Source organism: Streptomyces sp. NPDC000075, from assembly GCF_040301925.1.
GTDB classification, from domain to species: domain Bacteria; phylum Actinomycetota; class Actinomycetes; order Streptomycetales; family Streptomycetaceae; genus Streptomyces; species Streptomyces polychromogenes.
Genome location: NZ_JBEPFL010000017.1, coordinates 124127 through 144291 on the forward strand (window position 1 = coordinate 124127; position 20165 = coordinate 144291).

Consider the following 20165-nt stretch of genomic DNA (forward strand, 5'->3'; position numbering starts at 1 on the left):
GCCCGGGCGGGCGGCCGCCACGGCCGGGGCCGGCCCGGGCGCGGCACCTGCGCCGCCCCTCCGGACGCCGCCACACCCCTGCTCCGCCCGCCGCCGCGCGTGTCGCGGCGGCGCGCAACGGGCAGCCACACGACCATCTCCCTCGGGCCGGGCCCCGCACACCCTCCCCCCTCCGCGGGGCCCGGCCCCCTCCTACCGTCCGCCGGACGGCATACCGCACAAGGAGAACCGACCATGTTCGAGTCCGTCCGCGAGGACCTCCGAGCCACCCTCGCCGAGATCCGCGCCGCCGGCCTGCACAAGCCCGAGCGCGTCATCGGCACCCCGCAGAACGCCGCCGTCGCGGTCACCGCGGGCGGCGCCCCCGGCGAGGTCCTGAACTTCTGCGCCAACAACTACCTCGGCCTCGCCGACCACCCCGAGGTCGTCGCCGCCGCCAAGGACGCCCTCGACCGCTGGGGCTACGGCATGGCCTCGGTCCGCTTCATCTGCGGCACCCAGGAGGTCCACAAGGAGCTCGAGGCGCGCCTGTCGGCCTTCCTCGGCCAGGAGGACACGATCCTCTACTCCTCCTGCTTCGACGCCAACGGCGGCGTCTTCGAGACCCTCCTCGGCGCCGAGGACGCGGTGATCTCCGACGCCCTCAACCACGCCTCGATCATCGACGGCATCCGCCTCTCCAAGGCCCGCCGCTTCCGCTACGCCAACCGCGACATGGCGGACCTGGAAGCCCAGCTCAAGACCGCCACCGAGGGCGGCGCCCGCCGCAAGCTCATCGTCACCGACGGCGTCTTCTCCATGGACGGCTACGTCGCCCCCCTCGCCGAGATCTGCGACCTCGCCGAGCGCTACGACGCCATGGTCATGGTCGACGACTCCCACGCCGTCGGCTTCGTCGGCCCCGGCGGCCGCGGCACCCCCGAGCTGCACGGCGTCATGGACCGGATCGACATCATCACCGGCACCCTCGGCAAGGCCCTCGGCGGCGCCTCCGGCGGCTACGTCGCCGCCCGCGCCGAGATCGTCGAGCTGCTGCGCCAGCGCTCGCGCCCGTACCTCTTCTCCAACTCCCTCGCCCCGGTCATCGCCGCCGCCTCCCTCAAGGTCCTCGACCTGCTGGAGTCCGCGGGCGACCTGCGCGACCGCCTCGCGGCCAACACCGCGCTGTTCCGCGCGAAGATGACCGAGGCCGGCTTCCAGATCCTGCCCGGCGACCACGCCATCGCCCCCGTCATGATCGGCGACGCCGCCGAGGCGGCGCGCATGGCGGAGCTGCTCCTGGAGCGCGGGGTGTACGTGATCGGCTTCTCCTACCCCGTCGTGCCCATGGGCCAGGCCCGCATCCGCGTCCAGCTCTCGGCGGCCCACTCGACGGCCGACGTGGAGCGCGCGGTGGCCGCCTTCGTGGACGCCCGCGCGGCGCTTTCCGCTGCTCAGGGCTGACATCATGGAGGGGTGATCGACCCCCGCCGGCTGCGCGTCCTGCGGGCCGTGGCGGACCACCGTACGGTGACCGCCGCGGCCGCAGCCCTGTACCTCACCCCCTCCGCCGTCTCCCAGCAGCTCGCCGCTCTGGAACAGGAGACCGGCCACACCCTGCTCCACCGCAGCGGCCGGGGGGTACGGCTCACCGCGGCGGGGGAGATCCTCCTCGGCCACACCCACGAGGTACTGGCCCAGCTGGAGCGTGCCGAGGCCGAACTCGCCGCCTACGCGGGCGGCGCGGCCGGCGAGGTCACGGTGGCCGCCTTCGCCACCGGCATCGCCGAGGTACTGGCCCCCGCCATCGCCCGCCTCGCGCGGGAGCACCCGGGCATCAGGCTCCGCGTCCGCGACGCCGAGGGCGACCAGAGCCTGCTCCAGCTGCTCGACGGGGAGGCGGACCTGGCCCTCGCGGTCGAGTACCGGGGCGCGCCGGGCGCCGACGACGGCCGCCTGTCGGTGATCCCGCTGTACGCGGAGCCCTTCGACGCGGTCCTGCCGGCGGGACACCCGCTGGCCGACCTGCCCGCCGTGGCCCTGGCGGACCTGTCCGACGCGGAGTGGGTGGGCCAGTACCCGGGCAACCCGTGCCACGACGTGACCCTGCTGGCCTGTGAACTGGCGGGCTTCCAGCCCCGGTTCGTGCACTCGTCCGACGACTTCCGCGCGGTGACCGCCCTGGTCGGCGCGGGCGCCGGGGTGGCCCTGGTCCCGCGCTCGGCCCTGCGCGGCATGGACCTCAAGGAGGTCCGCGTCCACCCGGTCTCGGGCCCCTCCGCCACCCGCCGCGTCTTCGCCGCCACCCGCCGCGGCGCGGAGTCCCACCCCCTGATCGCCCCGGTCCTGGCGGCCCTGTCCCGTGAGGGGGAGCGGGTCCCGGGCCGCTAGGGGTGTTGTGAAAGTCCCGCACGGCACCCACGGCCCGCCGCCCGGTGCCGTCCCGCCGGGATGCCTCCGCGCGCGGGGACCGGCTACACCCGCAGCACCCCCACGCCCGCCCCTTCGAAGGCCGCCGCCAGGGGGGCCGGGAGGGCGGTGTCCGTGACCAGGGTGTGGACCGTGGTGGTGGGGCAGATGCGGGCGAAGGCGCGGACGCCCAGTTTCGTGGAGTCCGCCGCGACCACCACGCGGCGCGCCCGCTCGCAGAGCAGGGCGTTGACGGCCGCCTCGTCCTCGTGGCGGGTGGCCGCGCCGTCCGCCGGGTCGAAGGCGTCGACGCCGACCACCGCCGTGTCCACCGTGAGCCGTCCGAGCGTCTGCTGGGCCAGCGGGCCGGTCAGCTCGTAGGACTGGGGGCGGGCCACCCCACCCGTCAGCACGATCTTGAACTGGGGCCGGATCACCAGTTCGCCCGCGATGTTCAGGGCGTTGGTGACCACCGTCAGCGCGGGGGAGCCGCCGGCCAGGTCGGGCCGGGCCGCGAGGGCGCGGGCCACTTCCGTCGTGGTGGTGCCGCCGGTCAGGCCGACCACCTCGCCCGGGGTGATCAGCGCGGCGACCGCCTCGCTGATCCGCCGCTTCTCGGCCGCCCGCCGCGAGGTCCGGTAGCGCAGGGGGAGTTCGTACGAGACCCCGTGCGGTACGGCCCCGCCGCGCGTGCGCACCAGGAGCTGCTGCTCGGCCAGCTGGTCGAGGTCGCGGCGGATGGTCGCGGCGGACACCCCGAGGGCCTCCGCCGCCGGTTCCACCTCCAGCCCGTCCCGCTCCACCAGCAGGTCCAGCAGTCTCTGCCAGCGCTCCGTACGGGTCATGGCACCCCTCCCGTGTCGTCCCCGGAACCCTTCCCCGGCCCCGCCGTTGAGATTAGCCGAGGCCAACACCCTGTGGATGCTTGAAGTTGCGCGAAACGGCCCGCTACCTTGCAGGAACACGCAGCAACAGCACGCAGGAACCGCCAGGATGACGCATCCAACGCGCAGGGAGCCCGCATGAGTCACGTCGCGTACGAGTTGGCCACGCAGCCCGAGAGCTGGGAACGGGCCGCCGAACTGGCCCCGGCCCACCGGGCGGTGCTGCCGAGGCCGGGGGAGCGTACCGCGATCGTCGGGTGCGGGACCTCGTACTACATGGCCCAGGCCGCCGCCGCCCTGCGGGAGGAGGCCGGGCAGGGCGAGACGGACGCCTTCCCCGCCTCGGAGTTCCCCCGCCACCGCCGCTACGACCGGGTGGTGGCGCTGACCCGGTCCGGGACCACCACCGAGGTGCTCGACCTGCTGTCCGGGCTGCGGGAGGCCGGGATCCCGGCCACGGCCGTCGTCGGGGACCCGGCGACCCCCGTGACCACGCTGGCGAACGAGCTGGTGGTGCTGGACTTCGCCGACGAGCGGTCCGTCGTCCAGACCCGCTTCGCCACCACCGCCCTCACCCTGCTCCGGGCCCACGTGGGCGCGCACACCCCGGCCGTGGTCGCCGACGCCCGCGCCGCGCTGGCCGAGCCGCTGCCCGCCGGGCTGGAGGCCCGGGGGCAGTTCACCTTCCTCGGGCGGGGCTGGAGCGTGGGCCTCGCCCACGAGGCCGCCCTGAAGATGCGCGAGGCCTCCCTGTCGTGGGCGGAGGCCTATCCGGCGATGGAGTACCGGCACGGGCCGGTCAGCGTCACCGGCCCGGGCTCCGTGACCTGGTCGCTGGGCGGCACTCCCGCGGGCATCGCCGAGCAGGTCCTGGGCACGGGCGCCGAGTGGGTGGACGGAACGCTCGACCCGCTCGCCGAACTGGTACGGGTACACCGGCTGGCCGTGGCGGTCGCCGGCGTGCGGCAGCTGGACCCGGACGCGCCCCGCAACCTCACCCGGTCCGTGATCCTCACCAGCGGTGAGGAGGCGGTCCGATGAGCCTCGCCCCCGCCGGGGTCCTCGTCGCGCGGGCGGCCGCCGCCGGACGGGCCGTCGCCGCCTTCAACGTGATCACCCTGGAGCACGCCGAAGCCGTGGTCGAGGGGGCCGAGCGGGCCGGTCTGCCGGTCATCCTCCAACTCAGCGAGAACGCCGTGCGGTTCCGGGGCGGGGCCCTGCTGCCCATCACCCGGGCCGCGGCCGCCTGCGCCGAGGCCGCCCGGGTGCCCGTGGGTCTGCACCTCGACCACGTCAAGAGCCCGGACCTGCTGCGGCAGGCGGCCGACGCCGGGTACGGCTCCGTGATGTACGACGCCGCGCACCTGCCCTACGCCGAGAACCTGGAGGCCACCCGGTCCGCCGCCGACTGGGCCCACGCGAACGGGCTGTGGATCGAGGCGGAGCTCGGCGAGGTCGGCGGCAAGAACGGGGCCGCGCCGCCGGACCCGCACGCGCCCGGCGCCCGTACCGACCCGGACGAGGCCCGGCGGTTCGTCGCGGATTCCGGGGTGGACGCCCTGGCCGTGGCCATCGGCAGCACCCACGCCATGACCAGCAGGACCGCCTCCCTCGACCACGCCCTGCTGGCGCGGCTGGCCAAGACGGTGGAGGTGCCGCTGGTGCTGCACGGCTCCTCCGGACTGCCGGACGGGGAACTCGCGGCGGCGGTCGCCGGGGGCATCCGCAAGGTCAACATCGGCACCGCGCTCAACGTGGCGATGACCGAGGCCATCCGCACCCATCTGACGAAGGCCGACCCCCGCCCCTACCTCACCGCCGCCCGGGCGGCGATGGCGGCGACGGCCGAGGCCATGATCGCCGCACTGAACTGACCCTCCGCCCCCTCACGCCCCCTCCCGCGCGGCGGACCGACACCGGCCGCCCCCTGCCGGACCGTCGTCCGGCAGGAGGCGGGCCCGCCCCTTCCCTATTCCTGTAACGGGTTCTACTCTGACCGCCGCCGTCCCAGCGACCGGCTGGACCGCGAGGATCCCGGAGGGGCCGTGCACCTCGAATACACGCCCGAGCAGCAGCAGTTGCGCGCCGAGCTGCGTGCCTACTTCGCCGAGCTCGTCCCGCAGGACGTCTACGCCCGCTACGAGGACCCGGCCGCGCAGAAGCGCTTCTACCGCGAGACCATCCGCCGTCTCGGCGCGGACGGCTGGCTCGGCGTCGGCTGGCCGAAGGAGTACGGCGGGCGCGGCATGTCCCCGATGGACCAGTTCATCTTCTTCGACGAGGCCGCGCAGGCCGTCGTCCCGCTGCCGCTGATGGCGCTCAACACGGTCGGTCCGACCCTGATGCAGTTCGGCACCGACGAGCAGAAGGCGTACTTCCTCCCGAGGATCCTCTCCGGCGAGATCGACTTCGCCATCGGCTACAGCGAGCCCGACGCCGGCACCGACCTCGCGGCCCTGCGGTGCAAGGCCGCCCGCGAGGGCGACGAGGAGAGCGGCACCTACGTCGTCAACGGCCAGAAGATCTGGACCACCAACGGCGACACCGCCGACTGGGTCTGGCTCGCCGTCCGCACCGACCCGGACGCCCCCGCGCACAAGGGCATCACCATGCTCCTGGTCCCGACCTCGGACCCCGGCTACTCCTGCACCCTTATCAACACCCTGGCCTCGCACGACACCACCGCCAGCCACTACGAGGACATCCGCGTCCCCGCGAACCGCCGCGTCGGGCGGGAGAACCAGGGCTGGCGCCTGATCACCAACCAGCTCAACCACGAACGCGTCACCCTGGCCGCCCACGGCACGATGGCCATCCGCGCACTCCACGACGTCCAGCGCTGGGCCGCGGAGACCAAGCTCGCCGACGGCCGCCGCGTCATCGACCTGTCCTGGGTCCGCGGCCGCCTGGCCCGCACCCACGCCCGGCTGGACGCGATGAAACTCCTCAACTGGCAGATGGTGAACGCCGTCCAGTCCGCCACCCTCACCCCCCAGGACGCCTCCGCCGTCAAGGTCTACGGCTCCGAGGCCCGCCGCGACGCGTACGCCTGGCTGATGGAGGTCGTCGGCGCCGCGGGAGCCCTCAAGGACGGCTCGGCGGGCGCGGTCCTCCACGGCGAACTGGAGCGCGGCTACCGCAGCGCCGTCATCTTCACCTTCGGCGGCGGCAACAACGAGATCCAGCGCGAGATCATCTCCTGGATCGGCCTGGGCATGCCGAGGGTCCGCCGCTGACGCACCCTCACGGGGAGCCCGGGCGGACCGCCTCCAGGTCCTCGATGCTGCCGGCCATCACGGTGCGGACGTGCCGGGTGAGGTGGTCGAGGGGCCAGTCCCACCAGGCCAGGGCCAGGAGGCGGGCGACGTCGGGCGCGCTGTGGCGGGTGCGGATCAGGCGGGCCGGGTTGCCGCCCGCGATGCCGTAGTCGGGGACGTCGTCCACCACGACCGAGCCGGCGGCGACGATCGCGCCGTGGCCGATGCGCACCCCTGGCATGACCGTGACCCCGTGCCCGAACCAGACGTCGTGGCCGACGACCGTGTCGCCGCGCCCGGGCAGCCCCGTGATCAGGTCGACGTGCCGGGCCCAGTCGCCGCCCATGATGGGGAACGGGAAGGTGGAGGGGCCGTCCATGCGGTGGTTGGCGCCGTTCATGATGAACCGGACGCCGGTCCCCAGGGCACAGAACTTCCCGATGACCAGTTTCTCCGGCCCGTAGTGGTACAGCACGTTGCGGGTCTCGAAGGCGGTCGGGTCGTCCGGGTCGTCGTAGTACGAGTACGCGCCGACCTCGATCAGCGGTGACGTCACCAGCGGGGCCAGCAGGACCACCCGGGGCTGCCCGGGTACGGGGTGCGGCACGGAGGCGTCGGGGATCTCGGGGACTTCTGGGGTCTCGGGGACTTCGGGAAGCACGTCGGCACCACTCCGGAGGATGTGCGGGGACCACGGGGACGGGGGTCCCCATGATCCCGGACCGCCCGCGCCGGGCAGCCGTGGCGGGGCCCGATCCGGGGTGGTTCCATGGAAGGGCGGAAAGAGTCCTTTACGAGGATGCGGAGAAGCGGTCCCCGTGCCGCGCACCGCACAATCGGGATCCGCGAGAAGCGGACGGACTCTTTCCGCGCTGCGGCGCGCCCGGGCCCGCGGGGGATGCGGATCGCGACGGCGAGATCGACGGGGAGATCAAGGGCGCGTCAAGGATCGGTGAACAAACGGAAGGAACACGTCAAGGGGGTCATGGGGGCGCCTGCGACGGCAGCAGACTGGAGGGGCGACGGAGCGGAATGGCAGTTCCGCGGCGCACAGCCGACGGCGGGGCATCGCACCCGTCCGAGGGCGCGGCATCCGGCCCGTGGGGGGCCCGGATCGAGGCGATCGAGCGCCGGTACCCGTCGCACACCACATGAGCCGTCCGGCCCCCGGTGTGGGGATGCCGGGACCGGACGGCTCACGTGCCCCCGGCGGAGTGCGGCGGCTCAGCCGCCCAGGTCCCGGCTCCGGAAGTCCTCCAGCGTCTCGCGCCTCACCAGCACCCGGGCCGTGCCCTCGTGGACGGCGACCACCGGCGGCCGGCCGACCATGTTGTAGCCGGAGGCCATGGACAGCTGGTAGGCGCCGGCCACCGGGACGGCCAGCAGGTCGCCCGGATGGACGTCGGCCGGAAGCTCGGCGTCGGCCGCCAGGACGTCCCCCGCCTCGCAGTGCCGCCCGACGACCGTGGCCGTACAGGAGCCCGCCGCCGAGCGCCGCCCCACCAGCCGGGGCGCGTAGCGCACCCCGTACAGGGCCGGACGGGGGTTGTCGCTCATCCCGCCGTCCACCGCCACGAACACCCTCCCGCCGGAGTGCTTGACGGAGAGCACCCGGTACAGGGCCACCCCCGCCGGCCCGGCGATCGCCCGCCCGGGCTCGACCGTCAGCCGGGGCACCGGCAGCCCGGCGGCCGCGCAGCGCCCCGCCAGCGCGGCACGCAACTCCCGCGCCAGCGCGGTCAGATCGAGGGCCGGCTCGCCGGGCCGGTAGGCGATGCCGTGCCCGCCGCCCAGATCCAGCTCGGGCAGGACGACCCCGTGCGCCTCGTGCACGGCGGCCATCAGCTCCACCATGCGGCCCAGCGCCACCAGGTAGGGGTCCACGGTGGTGATCTGGGAGCCGATGTGGCAGTGCAGGCCCGCGAGTTCGAGCCGGGGCTGGCCCAGGATCCGGGCTATGGCCTCCTGGGCGCTCCCGTCCACGGCGGACAGCCCGAACTTCTGGCCCTCCGTACCGGTACGGATCTTCTCGTGGCCGCCCGCGTCGACGCCCGGCACCACCCGCACCAGCACCCGCTGGCGCCCCTCGGGGCCCACGGCCGCCGCGATCCGGGCGATTTCCGAGGTGCCGTCGATGACGATCCGCCCCACCCCGAGCCGTAGCGCGCAGGCGATGTCCCGGGGGGACTTGGCGTTGCCGTGCAAGACGATGCGCTCGGGCGGGAACCCCGAGGTGACGGCCAGCTCCAGCTCCCCGGCGGAGCACACGTCCAGGCCCAGCCCCTCCTCTCGTACCCAGCGCGCCATCGCGCGGGAGAGGAACGCCTTGGCGGCGTAGAGCACCTCGGCGTCGGGGAGGGCGTCCCGGTAGGTGCGGCAGCGGCCGCGCACCTCGCCCTCGTCCAGCACGTAGACGGGGGTGTCGAACCGCTGGGCTACCTCCGCCAGCGACACCCCGCCGACGGCGAGGCCGCCGTGCGGGAGCCGGGCGGTGGAGGCGGGCCAGACGCAGAGGTCGTCGGCACCGGCCGCGACCTCGGGGAGTACTTCGACGGTCATGACGGTCCCTCCCCCTTCAGACGGCCTTGAAGGCCTCGGCGGCCCCGGTCACCCCTGCGGCCCCGGCGGCCCCGGTGGCTGTGACGGCCCGGACGGCGCCGGCGCCGTCGGCGCGCGTGACGTCCCCGGCACGGCCCCCGGAATCCCCCGAGGGCGCAGGCGCGGTCAGCGTCGGGTCGACGGTCAGCGGCGTCGCCCCCAGCGGCTCGGCCAGCGCGCGCAGCGCCGGTTCGGAGAGCCGGATCCAGGGGTGCCCCGCCCCGAGGACGGCGGCCAGCCGTTCGGCGCGGGTGAAGCCGACGGCGGTACGAGCGCCCAGCGGCGTGCGGAACAGCCGCAGCGCCACCTCACCGGCACCCGGCCGGACCGGGACGTACAGGAGTCCGGCCGGGACGCGTTCCTCGGGCTCGGGGTCGTCGTCGTACTGGAACAAACACATGGGGCCCTCCCAGGGGAACCACGGATGACGTACGGGCTCGGGCGCCCCGGGCTGCGGGGAGGCGGTCCGGGGCGCGCCACCGAAGCTATCCCCGCCACCGGACGCCCGCCGACGGCCCCTGACGGGACCTTGACGCCGTCCGGCCCGGTCCTGACGCACCGCTGACGCCCCGCCCGCCGCCGCCCGGCGGTTTCACGCCGCGCCGCGCCGGGACGGTCGGACCCGCGCCCGGCTGGGTAGGCTCCCCGCGGGAGGCGGGCGATGAGCGGAGCTCCGTACGACGGCGCCGACCCGGGACTGTACGGGCCCGGGTCCGTCACCTGGCACTGCCACGGCGACCCGGTCATGTGGATCGCCGGGGTCCGCGCGCTCTACCTCCAGGCCCTGCACCCGCGCGCCGTCCGCGGGGTCCTGGAGAACTCCTCCTTCGCGGACGACGCCTGGGGGCGGCTGCTGCGCACCGCCGACTTCGTCGGCACCCTCACCTACGGCACCACCGGGGCCGCCGAGCGGGCCGGCGCCCACGTCCGCGCCGTCCACCGCCGGCTGTCCGCCACCGACCCGGACACGGGCGAGCGGTTCCCCGTGGACGACCCCGAACTGCTCCTGTGGGTGCACTGCGCCCAGATCGACAGTTTCCTGCACGTACTGCGCCGGTCCGGCGTTCCCCTCACTCCCGCCCAGGCCGACCGGTATGTGGACGAGAACCGCGTCAACGCCCGGCTCGTGGGCCTCGACCCGGCCACCGCGCCCGGCGACACCGCCGCCCTGGCCGCCTACTTCGAGCGGGTCCGGCCCCGGCTCGCCGCCGGGTCCGACGCCCGGGCCGTCGACGCCTTCCTGCGCTCACCACCCGTTCCCCCGCTGCTCGTTCCTGGCCGAAACCTGCTGTGGCGGCCCCTCGCCGGGCTCGCCTACGCGACCCTCCCCGGCTGGGCGCACCAGCTGTACGGCCGGCCCGCACCTCCCTCACGCACGGTCACCCGGCGCCTGCGCCTCACGGGTCGCGTGCTGCGCAGCATTCCCGCAGGTCTACGCTGGCAGCTGCCTCCAGGTCACATCTTGAGAGCGATGCGCCGACTGGGCCCCGGGAGCCGCCCCTCCGCGTACACACTGCGTAAGTCAGCGGCCATACTGGACCGGCTGGGGAGGGCGCGATACGACGACGGGCACGACGACGGGGGCGGCTTTAAGACATGGCGGAGTCCAGACTGATCCAGGGCCGGTACCGGTCACTCGATCTGATCGGGCGCGGCGGCATGGGCGAGGTGTGGCGCGCCCGCGACGAGTCGCTGGGCCGGCAGGTCGCCGTGAAGTGCCTCAAGCCGGTCGGCGCCGAACAGGACGCGCACTTCACGCAGGTGCTGCGCGAGCGCTTCCGCCGCGAGGCGCGCGTCGCCGCCTCGCTCCAGCACCGGGGCGTCACCGTCGTGCACGACTTCGGCGACGACAGCGCCGCCGGCGGGCCCCTCTACCTGGTCATGGAGCTCCTCGAAGGCCGCAACCTCAGCCAGCTGATGGAGGAGAACGAGGCGCGCCCGCTCCCCGTCGACGTGGTCCTCGACATCGCCGAGCAGATGGCCGCCGCCCTCGGCTACACCCATGATCAGGGCGTCGTCCACCGCGACCTGAAGCCCGCCAACATCATGCGGCTCACCGACGGCACGGTGAAGATCTGCGACTTCGGCATCGCCCGCCTGGCCCACGACATCGGTTTCACCGCCAAGCTCACCGGCGGCGGCATGGCCATGGGCACCCCGCACTACATGTCGCCCGAGCAGATCGCGGGCGGTGAGGTCGACCACCGCAGCGACCTCTACTCGCTGGGCTGCGTCCTCTACGAGATCGCCACCGGGGCCCCGCCGTTCGACCTCGGCGACTCCTGGTCCGTGCTGGTCGGCCACCGGGACACCGCGCCGGTGCCGCCGCGCGACCACCGGCCGGAGCTGCCCGAGTACTTCGAGCGGATCGTCCTCGACCTGCTGGCCAAGCGCCCCGATGAGCGGCCCGGGGACGCCCGCCACCTGCACCGGCGGCTGGTCGACGCACGCTTCGGCCCCGGCGCGTCCCGCGAGCGGGGCCCGCTGCCCGCCTGGGCCGCGGGGATGACCGCCGGGCGCAAGGCGGGCATCGACGCCCGGCCGGCCAGTGGCGAGTGGGCGGTCCTCACCGGCTCGTGGACGGCCCCCCGCCGCCCGGCCGGCGCGCATTCCCCGGCCGGGACCGGCCACCCGCACCCGCCGGGCGCTCACCCCGGCGGCGGGCGGCCGGCGGGCGGCCCGGTCCCCGGCACGGCGACGGCCCCCGCGTCCGGCACGGCCTCCCTGCCGCTGTCCGGTCACCCGTCCGCTTCGGGTCACCCCGGTGTGTTCCCGTCCGGTCACGCGGGCGCCCCGGAGTCCGCCGGCACCGGCACGGCCGGCACCGGTCACGCCACCGTCCCCGGGCCGCGGTACGCCGACGGGACCGGTACCGGCCACCCCGGCGTGCCCGGGCCGGGTCACCCCGGCGTGCCCGGGCCGGGTCACCTCGGCGTGCCCGGGCCGGGCCACCTCGCCGTACCCGGGCCGGGTCACACCGGCGGCTTCGCCCCGGACGGGTACCCCGGGCCCGGCTCCCCGTCCGGCGAGCAGCGGATCCTGCGGCCCGCCCCCGCCGACGACCCCCGGCTGACCACCGCCTACGGAACGGCGGTGGTCCGTACGCACGCCCCGACCGATCCGGGCCGGCCCGACTCCCTCGACGCCGGGCACATCCGCGCCTTCGCCCTCAGCCGGGCCGGCCGGCCCGAGGAGGCCCTCGCCGTGTACGCGGCCGTGGCGGAGGGCCGGGCGCGCGTGCTCGGCCCCGACCACGCCGACACCCTGGCCGCCCGCCAGGAGGAGGCGTACGAACTCGGCCGCCTCGGCCGCCACGGCGAGGCGTACGAGATGTACCGGACGGTGCTCGCCGCCCGCGTCCGCACCACCGGCCCGCTCCACCCCGACACCCTGCGCTGCCGCCACAACCTGGCCTGCGCCCTCGGCGCCCTCGGGCGGCACGCCGAGGCGCACGAGGCCGCCGCCGAGGTCGCGGCCGACCGCACCGCCGTACTCGGCCCCGAGCACGTCGACACGCTCCTGACCCGCTACGAGGTCGGCTACGCCCTCGGCCGGCTCGGCCGCTGGAACGAGGCGCTGACGGTGTTCCGCCAGGTCGCCGCCGCCCGCGAGCGCGTCCTGGGCCGGGACCACCCCGACGCCCTCGCCGCCCGCTACGAGACCGGCATCGCGCTCGGCCGCACCGGCCGCGCCGCCGAGGCCCTCGACCTGTTCCGGTCCCTGGTCCGCGACCGCACCCGGGCCTACGGGGCGGCCGACCCGGAGACCCTGCGGGCCCGGCACGTGCTCGGCGTCAACCTGGGCCGCCTCGACCGCTGGGAGGAGGCGGTGGCCGAGGCCCGCGAGGTGGGCGCGGCCCGCGCCAAGGCGCTCGGCGCGGAGCACCCGGACACCCTGGTCAGCCGCCGGGAACTGGCCGTCGGCCTCGGCCGGCTCGGCCGCTGGGACCAGGCGCTGCCCGTCTACCGGGAGCTGTCCGGGATCCGCGAGCGCTCCCTCGGCGACGAGCACCCGGACACCGTCCTGGCCCACGCCGACGAGGCCCACTGTCTGGAGCGGCTCGGTCAGGTGTGTTACCAAGAGCCATGACCGCTGACGCAGGCTCCCGGGGTTTCGCGCACGACGTGTACGACGCGGTGATCGTCGGAGGCGGCCACAACGGCCTCGTCGCCGCCGCCTACCTGGCCCGCGCGGGCCGTTCCGTCCTGGTCCTGGAGCGGCTCGGGCACACCGGCGGCGCCGCCGTCTCCACCCGGCCCTTCGCCGGGATCGACGCCCGGCTCTCGCGCTACTCCTACCTCGTGTCCCTGCTCCCGGAGAAGATCGTCCGCGATCTGGGGCTGCGCTTCCGGGTACGGCGGCGGACGGTGTCCTCGTACACGCCCTTCGAACGCGGCGGCCGCCCCGGCGGACTCCTCGTCGGCGGCGGGGAGGACCGTACCCGGGAGTCCTTCGCCCGGCTCACCGGCTCCGACCGCGAGTACGAGGCCTGGCGCGCCTTCTACGCCACCACCGGCCGCCTCGCCGGACGCGTCTTCCCCACCCTCACCGAACCGCTGCCCACCCGTGAGGAGCTGCGGGCGCGGATCGACGACGAGCAGGCCTGGCGGATGCTGTTCGAGGAGCCGATCGGACGGGCGGTGGAGGAGCGCTTCGCCGACGACCTGGTCCGGGGCGTGGTCCTCACCGACGCCCTGATCGGCACCTTCGCCGACGCCCACGACCCCTCCCTCGCCCAGAACCGCTGCTTCCTCTACCACGTCATCGGCGGCGGCACCGGTGACTGGAACGTGCCCGTCGGCGGCATGGGAGCGCTCACGGACGCGCTGGCCGACGCCGCCCGTGCGGGCGGCGCGGAGATCGCCACCGGTCACGAGGCGCTGCGGATCCACACCGACGGCACCTCCCCGGCCGAGGTCGTCTTCCGGACGGCGGGGGGCGAGGGCACGGTCGTCGGACGCACCGTCCTGGTCAACGCCTCCCCGAGGGCGCTGGCCGAACTCCTCGGGGAGAGCCCGGACCCGGTGCTGCGGGCCCCCGAGGGCGCCCAGTTCAAGGTGAACATGCTGCTGCGCCGGCTGCCCCGGCTGCGCGACACCTCGGTGGACCCCCGCGAGGCCTTCGCCGGCACCTTCCACATCGCCGAGGGCTACGAGGAGCTCCGGCGCGCCCACGCCGAGGCGGCGGCCGGGGAGCTGCCGTCCGTACCGCCCTCGGAGATCTACTGCCACTCGCTGACCGACCCCACGATCCTCGGGCCGGAACTCACCGAGCAGGGCTGCCAGACCCTCACCCTCTTCGGACTGCACACCCCGGCCCGGCTGTTCGAGAAGGACAACCGGCAGGCGCGCGAGGTCCTGCTCACCGCCACCCTGGCCCAGCTCGACGCCCACCTCGCCGAACCGCTCACCGACTGCCTGGCCTTCGACGCCGACGGCCGTCCCTGCATCGAGGCGAAGACCCCGCTCGACCTGGAGCAGGAACTGCGCCTGCCCGGCGGGCACATCTTCCACCGCGACCTGTCCTGGCCGTACGGGCGAGCGGGCCGGTGGGGCGTGGAGACCGAGCACGCCAACGTCCTGCTGTGCGGGGCGGGTGCGGTCCGCGGCGGCGGGGTCAGCGGCATCCCGGGCCACAACGCGGCGATGGCGCTGCTGACCGCTGACCGCTGACCTCCGGCCGCCTACCCCCGCCCGGGGCCGGGCTTCGCCCGACCTCAGCCGGCCCGGTCCGGCTCGATCACCACGATCGGGATGGCCCGGTCCGTCTGCGCCTGGTACTCGTCGTACGCGGGCCACTCGCCGACCATCACCGGCCAGTACGCGCGCTGTTCCTCGGCGGTGGCGGTGCGCGCCGTGCCCTGCATGACCTCGGGGCCGACCTGGATGCGCACCTCCGGGTGGGCGGTGAGGTTCCGGTACCACAGCGGGTGTTCGGGGGCACCGCCCTTCGACGCGACCAGCAGGTAGCGGCCGTCGGCCTCGCCGTAGATGAGCGGGGTCCGCACGGGCCTGCCGGAGACCCGGCCCACCGTGGTGAGCAGGAGGGTCCGGGTACCGCGCCACGCGTGGCCGTCGGCGCCGTCCGACGCGACGTACCGGCGGAGGTGGTCGAGCTGCCAGCTGCCCGGCTTGGGGTCGGCGGGGTGGTCCCAGTCGATGTCGCTCGTCATGCCGTTCTCCCTGTGTTCGATCGCACGGTCAACACCCTCGACAGCGAGTCCCAACGCCCCCGGGCACGGCGGGCATTCCGCCCCGCCCCGTTCGGCCCTACCCGGCCCGGCCGGGCAGGGTGAAGCCGTTGAACAGGTCGTCCAGGGCGCGCAGCGAGGCGCGGGCGGGCAGGGCGCGGAAGGCGAGGTCGCGGGCGGTGGCGGCCAGCGGGTTCCCCAGGGCCGCGACCCGGCCGGCCCGGCGTGCGCGGACCCGGATGGCGTCCGTACGGGCGAGCCGCGCCCGGGTGTAGGCCGCCAGCGCGGCCGGGACGTCCGGGCCGGCCAGCAGATGCGCCAGGACGACGGCGTCCTCGACCGCCTGGCAGCCGCCCTGCCCGAGGTTGGGGGTCATGGCGTGGGCGGCGTCGCCGATCCAGGCGATGCGTCCGTGGTGCAGCCGGGGGAGCGGGGCGGCCAGGTCGTAGAGGTCGTGCCGGAGCACCCGGGCGGGGTCGATCCGCTCCAGCAGGGCGGGGACCGGGTGGTGCCAGGTGCCGAAGCGGCGCAGGAGTTCGGCGCGGACGTCGGCGGGCCGGTACCCCTCGGGGACGACGGCGGTGGCGTACGCGTACAGTGCCCCGTCGGCGAGCGGGACCGTACCGAAGCGCTGACCGCGCCCCCAGGTCTCGGCGGCCTCGATGCCGGCGGGCGCCGTCCCGGCGGGCAGCACGGTGCGCCAGGCGGTCTCGCCGCTGTAGCGCAGGCCGGGGTGGCGGGGGAAGCGGCTGCGGCGCAGCGGGCTGTGGATGCCGTCCGCCGCGATCACCACGTCGGCGGTGAGGTCCCCGGCGGCGGTACGGACCACCGCGCGCCCGTCGGCCTCGTCCACGGCGGTGACGGCGGCCCCGTACCGCAGGGCGCCCTGCGGCAGCTCGGCGGCGAGCGCGGCGGTGAGCGCGGACCGGTGCAGGGCGAGCGGGGTCCGGCCGTAGCGGGCGGTGAGGGCGGCGGGGTCGGCGCGGTTGAGCCAGCGCCCGCCGGGGCGGCGCAGTCCCATGGCCGTCGGGGTGGGGCGGGCGGCCTCGGGGGCGGGGTCGAAGCCGATGGCGTCGAAGGCGCGCAGGGCGTTGGGAGCGAGGACGATGCCCGCGCCGGCGGCGGTGGGCCCGTCCGCCCGCTCGCACACGGTGACCTTCCAGCCCTGGCGGCTCAGGGCGAGGGCGGCGGTGAGCCCGCCGATCCCGGCTCCGGCGACGACGGCGTGGCGCTGGCGTACGGGCATGGCACGGCCTCCTGCGTTCGCGAACGATCCTCTACATCCGTAGAGGGCTCACCGCTCACTCTACAGCTGTAGAGTGGCTCCATGTCCACCCAGGAACCCGCCACCACCCCCGGACCCGCCCCGGACCGCCGCACCCTGATCGCTGACACCGCGATCGGCCTCGTCGCCTCCGCCGGTCTGCGCGGCCTCACGCACCGCGCCGTCGACGGCGCCGCCGGGCTCCCGGCGGGCAGCACCTCGTACTACTTCCGCACCCGGACCGCCCTGATCGCCGCCTGCTACCGGCGGCTGGCCGAGCTGAACGTCGCCGACGGCCCGGCGAGCCCGCCGGCCGACCGGGACGAGGCGGCACGGGCACTCGGCGCCCTGCTGCACCACTGGCTGACGGCCGGCCGCGCACGCCAGCTGGCCCGCTTCGAGCTGAGCCTGGAGGCCGCGCGGAACCCGGAACTGGAACCCGACCTGCGCGAGGCGGGCCTCGCCGTCCGGGCGCGCGGCGTGGCGGTCCTGGCGGCGCTGGGCGCGCGGGAGCCGCAGGAGTCCGCCGAACTGCTGGCCGCCTGGGCCGACGGCCTGCTCTACGACCGCCTCGCGGGCGCCCTCGCCCACTCCCGCCCCGCCCCCGACCCGGCCGAACTCACCGCCACCGTCCGCCGCATGCTCGACGCGGTACTGGACGCCCCGGCCCCGGGCTGATCCCCGCGAGGCGGCGCCGGCTCAGGTCCGCGGGCCCTCGAAGTACCGCAGCAGGAGGTTCTGGACGCCCTGGAGGAGCGTGGTGTTCGTCTTGATCTGGGCGAGCCGTGCCGCCGCCGAGACCGCGTAACCCGCGTCCTCCTCCACCGCCGAGGCGAGGAGGAACCCGCCCAGCACGTCCACCCCGGTGGCGGTCTCGGCGAACTGCCCGACGGGCACCAGCCGGCGGTCCAGCGGCACCGTGTCATCGGTGATCACCCCGACCACCGCCGAAGGCTGCCACTTCTCCGCGTTGACGAGCGAGTGATGGGTGTCGAACCGCACCGCGACCGGCTCGCCGGCGGCGACCGCCACGGCGTAGTACCCGTCCTCGTCGGTGTAGACGTGGTCGATGAGCGTCAGATCGGGCCGGTAGACACTGACCTTGATCATGGCGATGGGCTCGTCGTCGCTGATGCTGCGCACATGCCCGTACATGACACTCTCCCGCGTCGGCCACCCCCGCGTTTCCACGGTATGCCCGCCGGACGGCGCCCGCCATCTAAGCTCTCCCGTCATGATCGCCGAAATGCAGTGCGTGGTACTCGACTGCCCCGACCCCCTCGAACTCGCCCGCTTCTACCAGGCGTTGCTGGGCGGAGAGGTCAACCGCCCCGACCGGCGCTGGTCCTGCGACGACCACTGGGCCACCCTCCACACCCCCGCCGGCGCGGTCCTCGCCTTCCAGCGGGTCCCCGGCCACCTGCCGCCGCGCTGGCCCGACCCCGCCCACCCCCAGCAGGCCCATCTGGACTTCGCCGTCGCGGACCTGGACGAAGCCGAGACCCACGCCCTGGCAGCGGGCGCCACCCTCCTGGACGCCACCCCGGACGCCCGGGGCTGGCGCGTCTACGCCGACCCGGCCGGCCACCCGTTCTGCCTGATCCGGGAATCCGCCTGACCTACTCACCGCGGCCCGCCGGGGCCTTGAGTACGCGTACTCATGTGCGCCCCGGAGGCGCCCCGGCAGGGTGACGGCATGACACACGTTCCCGCCGAAGCCCCGCGCCGCCGCCACCGGCCCTGGTCCCACCGGACCTCGACCGGTGCGGACGTCACCGTCGCCGTCCTGCTGTTGCTCCTCGAAGCCGTCGTGATCGTGCTCGGTCTCTTCGGGCACGGCATGGAGGGGTGGGCCGCCCAGGGGGACCGGGAGCGGATCGAGGCGGCCGAGCTCGCGGGGCGGGTGTGGCTGTCGCGGTGCCTCGTCGCCGTGCTGGTCCTCGCCGTGGTCGCGATGGTCTCGCGGGCCCGCTGGACGGTGGTGGCCCACCTCCTGCTCGCCGCCGGGGTCGCCGCCCTGCTCGTCCTCGACCAGCACGACCGCGACCGCTCCCACCCCACTCCCGAGCCCCGCCCCCGCCTGGAGTTCACGCTCTGCCTCAGCGGCGACAGGTGCGACTGACCGGTTGGACGTTCCGCCGAAGCGGCCCGTCCCCGATGGTCGCCACGGCGCATTGCCCGGTCCGGGGGAGGGCGGCTTGGCTGGGCGGGACCAACGGGGAGGGGTAGGAACGTGACATCGCTGCTCGACGGCTGTACGCCCTGGCCGGAGGAGTTCGTCGACCACTACTGGGCCTCCGGCCACTGGCGGGGCAACACCCTGGACAACCTGCTGCGCGGCTGGGCCCTCCAGTACGGGCCGCGCACCGCGCTCGTCCACGGTGACACCCGGCTCACGTACGCGCAGCTGAACCGGCGCGCGGACCGCATGGCCGCCGGGTTCCGGGGGCGCGGGCTGCGGCCCGGGATGCGGGTGGTCGTCCAGCTGCCGAACGTCCCCGAGTTCGTCGTCACCGCCTTCGCGCTGATGCGCGCCGGGCTCGTCCCCGTGTTCTGCCCGCCCTCTTGCCGTGAGCCCGAGGTGCCCGAACTCGTCCGGGCCGCCCAGGCCGTCGGCTACGTCGGCCCCTCGACGTACCGGGGCTTCGACCACACGGCGATGGCCGCGGACATCGCCGCCCGGTGGCCCTTCCTGCGCAGGGTGTTCACCTACGAGGCACCCGGCACCGAGTCCCCGTACGGCGGCCTGACCACCGACCCGTCGAACTGCCAGTACGCCCCGCTGGGCTCCCTCGACGCCCCGCCCGAGCCGGCGCTCCCGCTCGGCGCGGGGCAGGTCGCCTTCCTGCTGGTCGCCGACGGCACGGTGCTCGTCCCGCGGACCCACGACGACTTCGCGTACCAGGCGACGGCCGCCGCCGCACTGCTGTCGCTCACCGAGGAGGACGTGTACCTCGCCGCGCTGCCCGCCGCGTCCGACCTCGTCCTCGGCAGCCCGGGCATCATCGGAACCCTCTCGGCCGGAGGGACCGTCGTCCTGGCCGACGGACCGGACCCCGCCGCCTGCCTGCCGCTCCTCGACCGGGAACGGGTGACCGTCACCGCCCTGACCACCGAAGCCGCCGCGCACTGGCTCGACGCCGGGCCGGCCCCCGCCGCCCTGCGCCTCGCGCAGCTCACCGGGACACCCCCGGACCGGGCGACCGCCGAACGCCTCGGCGCCGCCCTGGGCTGCCGCGTCCAGCAGGTCTTCGGCACGCCCGAGGGCTTCCTCACCCTCACCCGCCCCTGCGACCCCGGCGCGGACGCCCTCGCCACCCACGGCCGCCCGCTCTCGCCCGACGACCAGATCCGCCTGGTGGACGCCGGGGGTGACCCCGTACCCGACGGCACCACGGGCGAACTCCTCGCCAGGGGCCCGCACACGGTCCGCGGCTACTACCGCGCCCCCGACCGCGACGCCCGCTCCTTCACCCCCGACGGCTACCTCCGCACGGGCCGGCTCGCCCACCGCACCCCCGACGGCGACCTGGTGGTGACGGGCCGCCGCGCCGGGAGGGCCTAGGTTCAGCGGCCGGGCGGGG

Annotated in this window: 19 protein-coding genes; 12 read left to right on the forward strand and 7 right to left on the reverse strand. The window is 75.3% G+C overall.

Translation table 11 applies throughout. The features are described 5' to 3' along the window. Window positions 1-234 precede the first annotated feature (234 nt). Window positions 235-1443, forward strand: coding sequence for a glycine C-acetyltransferase (locus ABT403_RS20980; protein WP_344150788.1), 1209 nt, complete (start codon window positions 235-237; stop codon window positions 1441-1443). Between the two features lie 12 nt (window positions 1444-1455). Further along, window positions 1456-2370: a LysR family transcriptional regulator gene (locus tag ABT403_RS20985; protein ID WP_344150790.1), complete on the forward strand. Its 915-nt coding sequence runs from the start codon at window positions 1456-1458 to the stop codon at window positions 2368-2370. An 83-nt stretch (window positions 2371-2453) separates the two neighbouring features. On the opposite strand, the gene ABT403_RS20990 is transcribed toward ABT403_RS20985, so the two are convergent. After that, window positions 2454-3233 carry a DeoR/GlpR family DNA-binding transcription regulator gene (locus ABT403_RS20990; RefSeq protein ID WP_344150793.1) on the reverse strand — a complete coding sequence of 260 codons (780 nt, stop codon included), beginning with the start codon at window positions 3231-3233 and terminating at the stop codon, window positions 2454-2456. 177 nt (window positions 3234-3410) lie between these two features. Between ABT403_RS20990 and ABT403_RS20995 the strand changes: the two genes are divergently transcribed. The 3 genes from ABT403_RS20995 to ABT403_RS21005 all read left to right on the forward strand — a co-directional run bounded on the left by ABT403_RS20995 (window position 3411) and on the right by ABT403_RS21005 (window position 6508). Beyond that, entirely contained in the window at window positions 3411-4313 is a 903-nt protein-coding gene (locus tag ABT403_RS20995; protein ID WP_344150796.1) for an SIS domain-containing protein, read from the forward strand. Continuing rightward, window positions 4310-5146 (forward strand): class II fructose-bisphosphate aldolase, encoded by an 837-nt coding sequence (locus ABT403_RS21000; RefSeq protein WP_344150799.1) that lies wholly within the window; start codon window positions 4310-4312, stop codon window positions 5144-5146. Before ABT403_RS20995 ends, ABT403_RS21000 begins: the two co-directional genes overlap by 4 nt. 171 nt (window positions 5147-5317) lie before the next feature. Next, window positions 5318-6508, forward strand: coding sequence for an acyl-CoA dehydrogenase family protein (locus tag ABT403_RS21005; RefSeq protein WP_344150802.1), 1191 nt, complete (start codon window positions 5318-5320; stop codon window positions 6506-6508). Between the two features lie 7 nt (window positions 6509-6515). Here ABT403_RS21005 and ABT403_RS21010 read toward each other — a convergent pair whose 3' ends face one another. The 3 genes from ABT403_RS21010 to ABT403_RS21020 all read right to left on the reverse strand — a co-directional run bounded on the left by ABT403_RS21010 (window position 6516) and on the right by ABT403_RS21020 (window position 9527). Further along, window positions 6516-7151, reverse strand: a complete 636-nt coding sequence (locus ABT403_RS21010; protein ID WP_425580097.1) for a CatB-related O-acetyltransferase — start codon at window positions 7149-7151, stop codon at window positions 6516-6518. A gap of 602 nt (window positions 7152-7753) precedes the next feature. Further along, a complete protein-coding gene (gene lysA / locus ABT403_RS21015) occupies window positions 7754-9088 on the reverse strand; it encodes a diaminopimelate decarboxylase (protein WP_344150808.1) in 1335 nt (444 codons plus the stop codon). A 16-nt stretch (window positions 9089-9104) separates the two neighbouring features. Continuing rightward, a complete protein-coding gene (locus tag ABT403_RS21020) occupies window positions 9105-9527 on the reverse strand; it encodes an SAV_915 family protein (RefSeq protein ID WP_344150811.1) in 423 nt (140 codons plus the stop codon). A gap of 261 nt (window positions 9528-9788) precedes the next feature. On the opposite strand from ABT403_RS21020, the gene ABT403_RS21025 reads away from it, so the two are divergent. The 3 genes from ABT403_RS21025 to ABT403_RS21035 are packed head-to-tail and all read left to right on the forward strand — an operon-like array spanning window position 9789 to window position 14799. Then, on the forward strand, window positions 9789-10742 hold the full coding sequence (locus ABT403_RS21025) for an oxygenase MpaB family protein (protein ID WP_344150814.1): 954 nt from the start codon (window positions 9789-9791) through the stop codon (window positions 10740-10742). Further along, window positions 10724-13216: a serine/threonine-protein kinase gene (locus ABT403_RS21030; RefSeq protein WP_344150817.1), complete on the forward strand. Its 2493-nt coding sequence runs from the start codon at window positions 10724-10726 to the stop codon at window positions 13214-13216. The genes ABT403_RS21025 and ABT403_RS21030 overlap by 19 nt, the downstream gene beginning before the upstream one ends. After that, complete coding sequence (locus ABT403_RS21035) at window positions 13213-14799, forward strand: phytoene desaturase family protein (RefSeq protein ID WP_344150820.1); 1587 nt, start codon at window positions 13213-13215, stop codon at window positions 14797-14799. Before ABT403_RS21030 ends, ABT403_RS21035 begins: the two co-directional genes overlap by 4 nt. 44 nt (window positions 14800-14843) lie before the next feature. Here the strand turns inward: ABT403_RS21035 and ABT403_RS21040 are convergent, their stop codons facing one another. Both ABT403_RS21040 and ABT403_RS21045 read right to left on the reverse strand, forming a co-directional pair. Continuing rightward, window positions 14844-15299: a nitroreductase family deazaflavin-dependent oxidoreductase gene (locus tag ABT403_RS21040; protein ID WP_344150823.1), complete on the reverse strand. Its 456-nt coding sequence runs from the start codon at window positions 15297-15299 to the stop codon at window positions 14844-14846. Between the two features lie 97 nt (window positions 15300-15396). Further along, window positions 15397-16563: an FAD-dependent monooxygenase gene (locus ABT403_RS21045; protein WP_344150826.1), complete on the reverse strand. Its 1167-nt coding sequence runs from the start codon at window positions 16561-16563 to the stop codon at window positions 15397-15399. Between the two features lie 81 nt (window positions 16564-16644). Here ABT403_RS21045 and ABT403_RS21050 point away from each other — a divergent pair, with 81 nt between their 5' ends. Then, a complete protein-coding gene (locus ABT403_RS21050) occupies window positions 16645-17259 on the forward strand; it encodes a TetR/AcrR family transcriptional regulator (RefSeq protein WP_344150829.1) in 615 nt (204 codons plus the stop codon). Between the two features lie 21 nt (window positions 17260-17280). Here ABT403_RS21050 and ABT403_RS21055 read toward each other — a convergent pair whose 3' ends face one another. Next, a complete protein-coding gene (locus ABT403_RS21055) occupies window positions 17281-17736 on the reverse strand; it encodes a carboxypeptidase regulatory-like domain-containing protein (protein ID WP_344150832.1) in 456 nt (151 codons plus the stop codon). A 79-nt stretch (window positions 17737-17815) separates the two neighbouring features. Here ABT403_RS21055 and ABT403_RS21060 point away from each other — a divergent pair, with 79 nt between their 5' ends. The 3 genes from ABT403_RS21060 (at window position 17816) to ABT403_RS21070 (ending at window position 20146) form a co-directional block, all read left to right on the forward strand. Next, the gene (locus ABT403_RS21060; RefSeq protein ID WP_344150835.1) at window positions 17816-18199 is read left to right on the forward strand and encodes a VOC family protein; all 384 of its coding nucleotides are present in this window, start codon (window positions 17816-17818) and stop codon (window positions 18197-18199) included. Between the two features lie 78 nt (window positions 18200-18277). Continuing rightward, window positions 18278-18703: a DUF6234 family protein gene (locus ABT403_RS21065; protein ID WP_344150838.1), complete on the forward strand. Its 426-nt coding sequence runs from the start codon at window positions 18278-18280 to the stop codon at window positions 18701-18703. A 111-nt stretch (window positions 18704-18814) separates the two neighbouring features. Next, window positions 18815-20146, forward strand: a complete 1332-nt coding sequence (locus ABT403_RS21070; RefSeq protein WP_344150841.1) for an AMP-binding protein — start codon at window positions 18815-18817, stop codon at window positions 20144-20146. Window positions 20147-20165 lie beyond the last annotated feature (19 nt).

Excerpts from the sequence above, each read along its gene's own strand:
- ABT403_RS20980 (WP_344150788.1), top strand. The coding sequence starts at position 235 with ATGTTCGAGTCCGTCCGCGAGGACCTCCGAGCCACCCTCGCCGAGATC.
- ABT403_RS20990 (WP_344150793.1), bottom strand. The coding sequence starts at position 3,233 with ATGACCCGTACGGAGCGCTGGCAGAGACTGCTGGACCTGCTGGTGGAG.
- ABT403_RS20995 (WP_344150796.1), top strand. The coding sequence starts at position 3,411 with ATGAGTCACGTCGCGTACGAGTTGGCCACGCAGCCCGAGAGCTGGGAA.
- ABT403_RS21000 (WP_344150799.1), top strand. The coding sequence starts at position 4,310 with ATGAGCCTCGCCCCCGCCGGGGTCCTCGTCGCGCGGGCGGCCGCCGCC.
- lysA (WP_344150808.1), bottom strand. The coding sequence starts at position 9,088 with ATGACCGTCGAAGTACTCCCCGAGGTCGCGGCCGGTGCCGACGACCTC.
- ABT403_RS21020 (WP_344150811.1), bottom strand. The coding sequence starts at position 9,527 with ATGTGTTTGTTCCAGTACGACGACGACCCCGAGCCCGAGGAACGCGTC.
- ABT403_RS21025 (WP_344150814.1), top strand. The coding sequence starts at position 9,789 with ATGAGCGGAGCTCCGTACGACGGCGCCGACCCGGGACTGTACGGGCCC.
- ABT403_RS21030 (WP_344150817.1), top strand. The coding sequence starts at position 10,724 with ATGGCGGAGTCCAGACTGATCCAGGGCCGGTACCGGTCACTCGATCTG.
- ABT403_RS21035 (WP_344150820.1), top strand. The coding sequence starts at position 13,213 with ATGACCGCTGACGCAGGCTCCCGGGGTTTCGCGCACGACGTGTACGAC.
- ABT403_RS21040 (WP_344150823.1), bottom strand. The coding sequence starts at position 15,299 with ATGACGAGCGACATCGACTGGGACCACCCCGCCGACCCCAAGCCGGGC.
- ABT403_RS21045 (WP_344150826.1), bottom strand. The coding sequence starts at position 16,563 with ATGCCCGTACGCCAGCGCCACGCCGTCGTCGCCGGAGCCGGGATCGGC.
- ABT403_RS21050 (WP_344150829.1), top strand. The coding sequence starts at position 16,645 with ATGTCCACCCAGGAACCCGCCACCACCCCCGGACCCGCCCCGGACCGC.
- ABT403_RS21055 (WP_344150832.1), bottom strand. The coding sequence starts at position 17,736 with ATGTACGGGCATGTGCGCAGCATCAGCGACGACGAGCCCATCGCCATG.
- ABT403_RS21060 (WP_344150835.1), top strand. The coding sequence starts at position 17,816 with ATGATCGCCGAAATGCAGTGCGTGGTACTCGACTGCCCCGACCCCCTC.
- ABT403_RS21065 (WP_344150838.1), top strand. The coding sequence starts at position 18,278 with ATGACACACGTTCCCGCCGAAGCCCCGCGCCGCCGCCACCGGCCCTGG.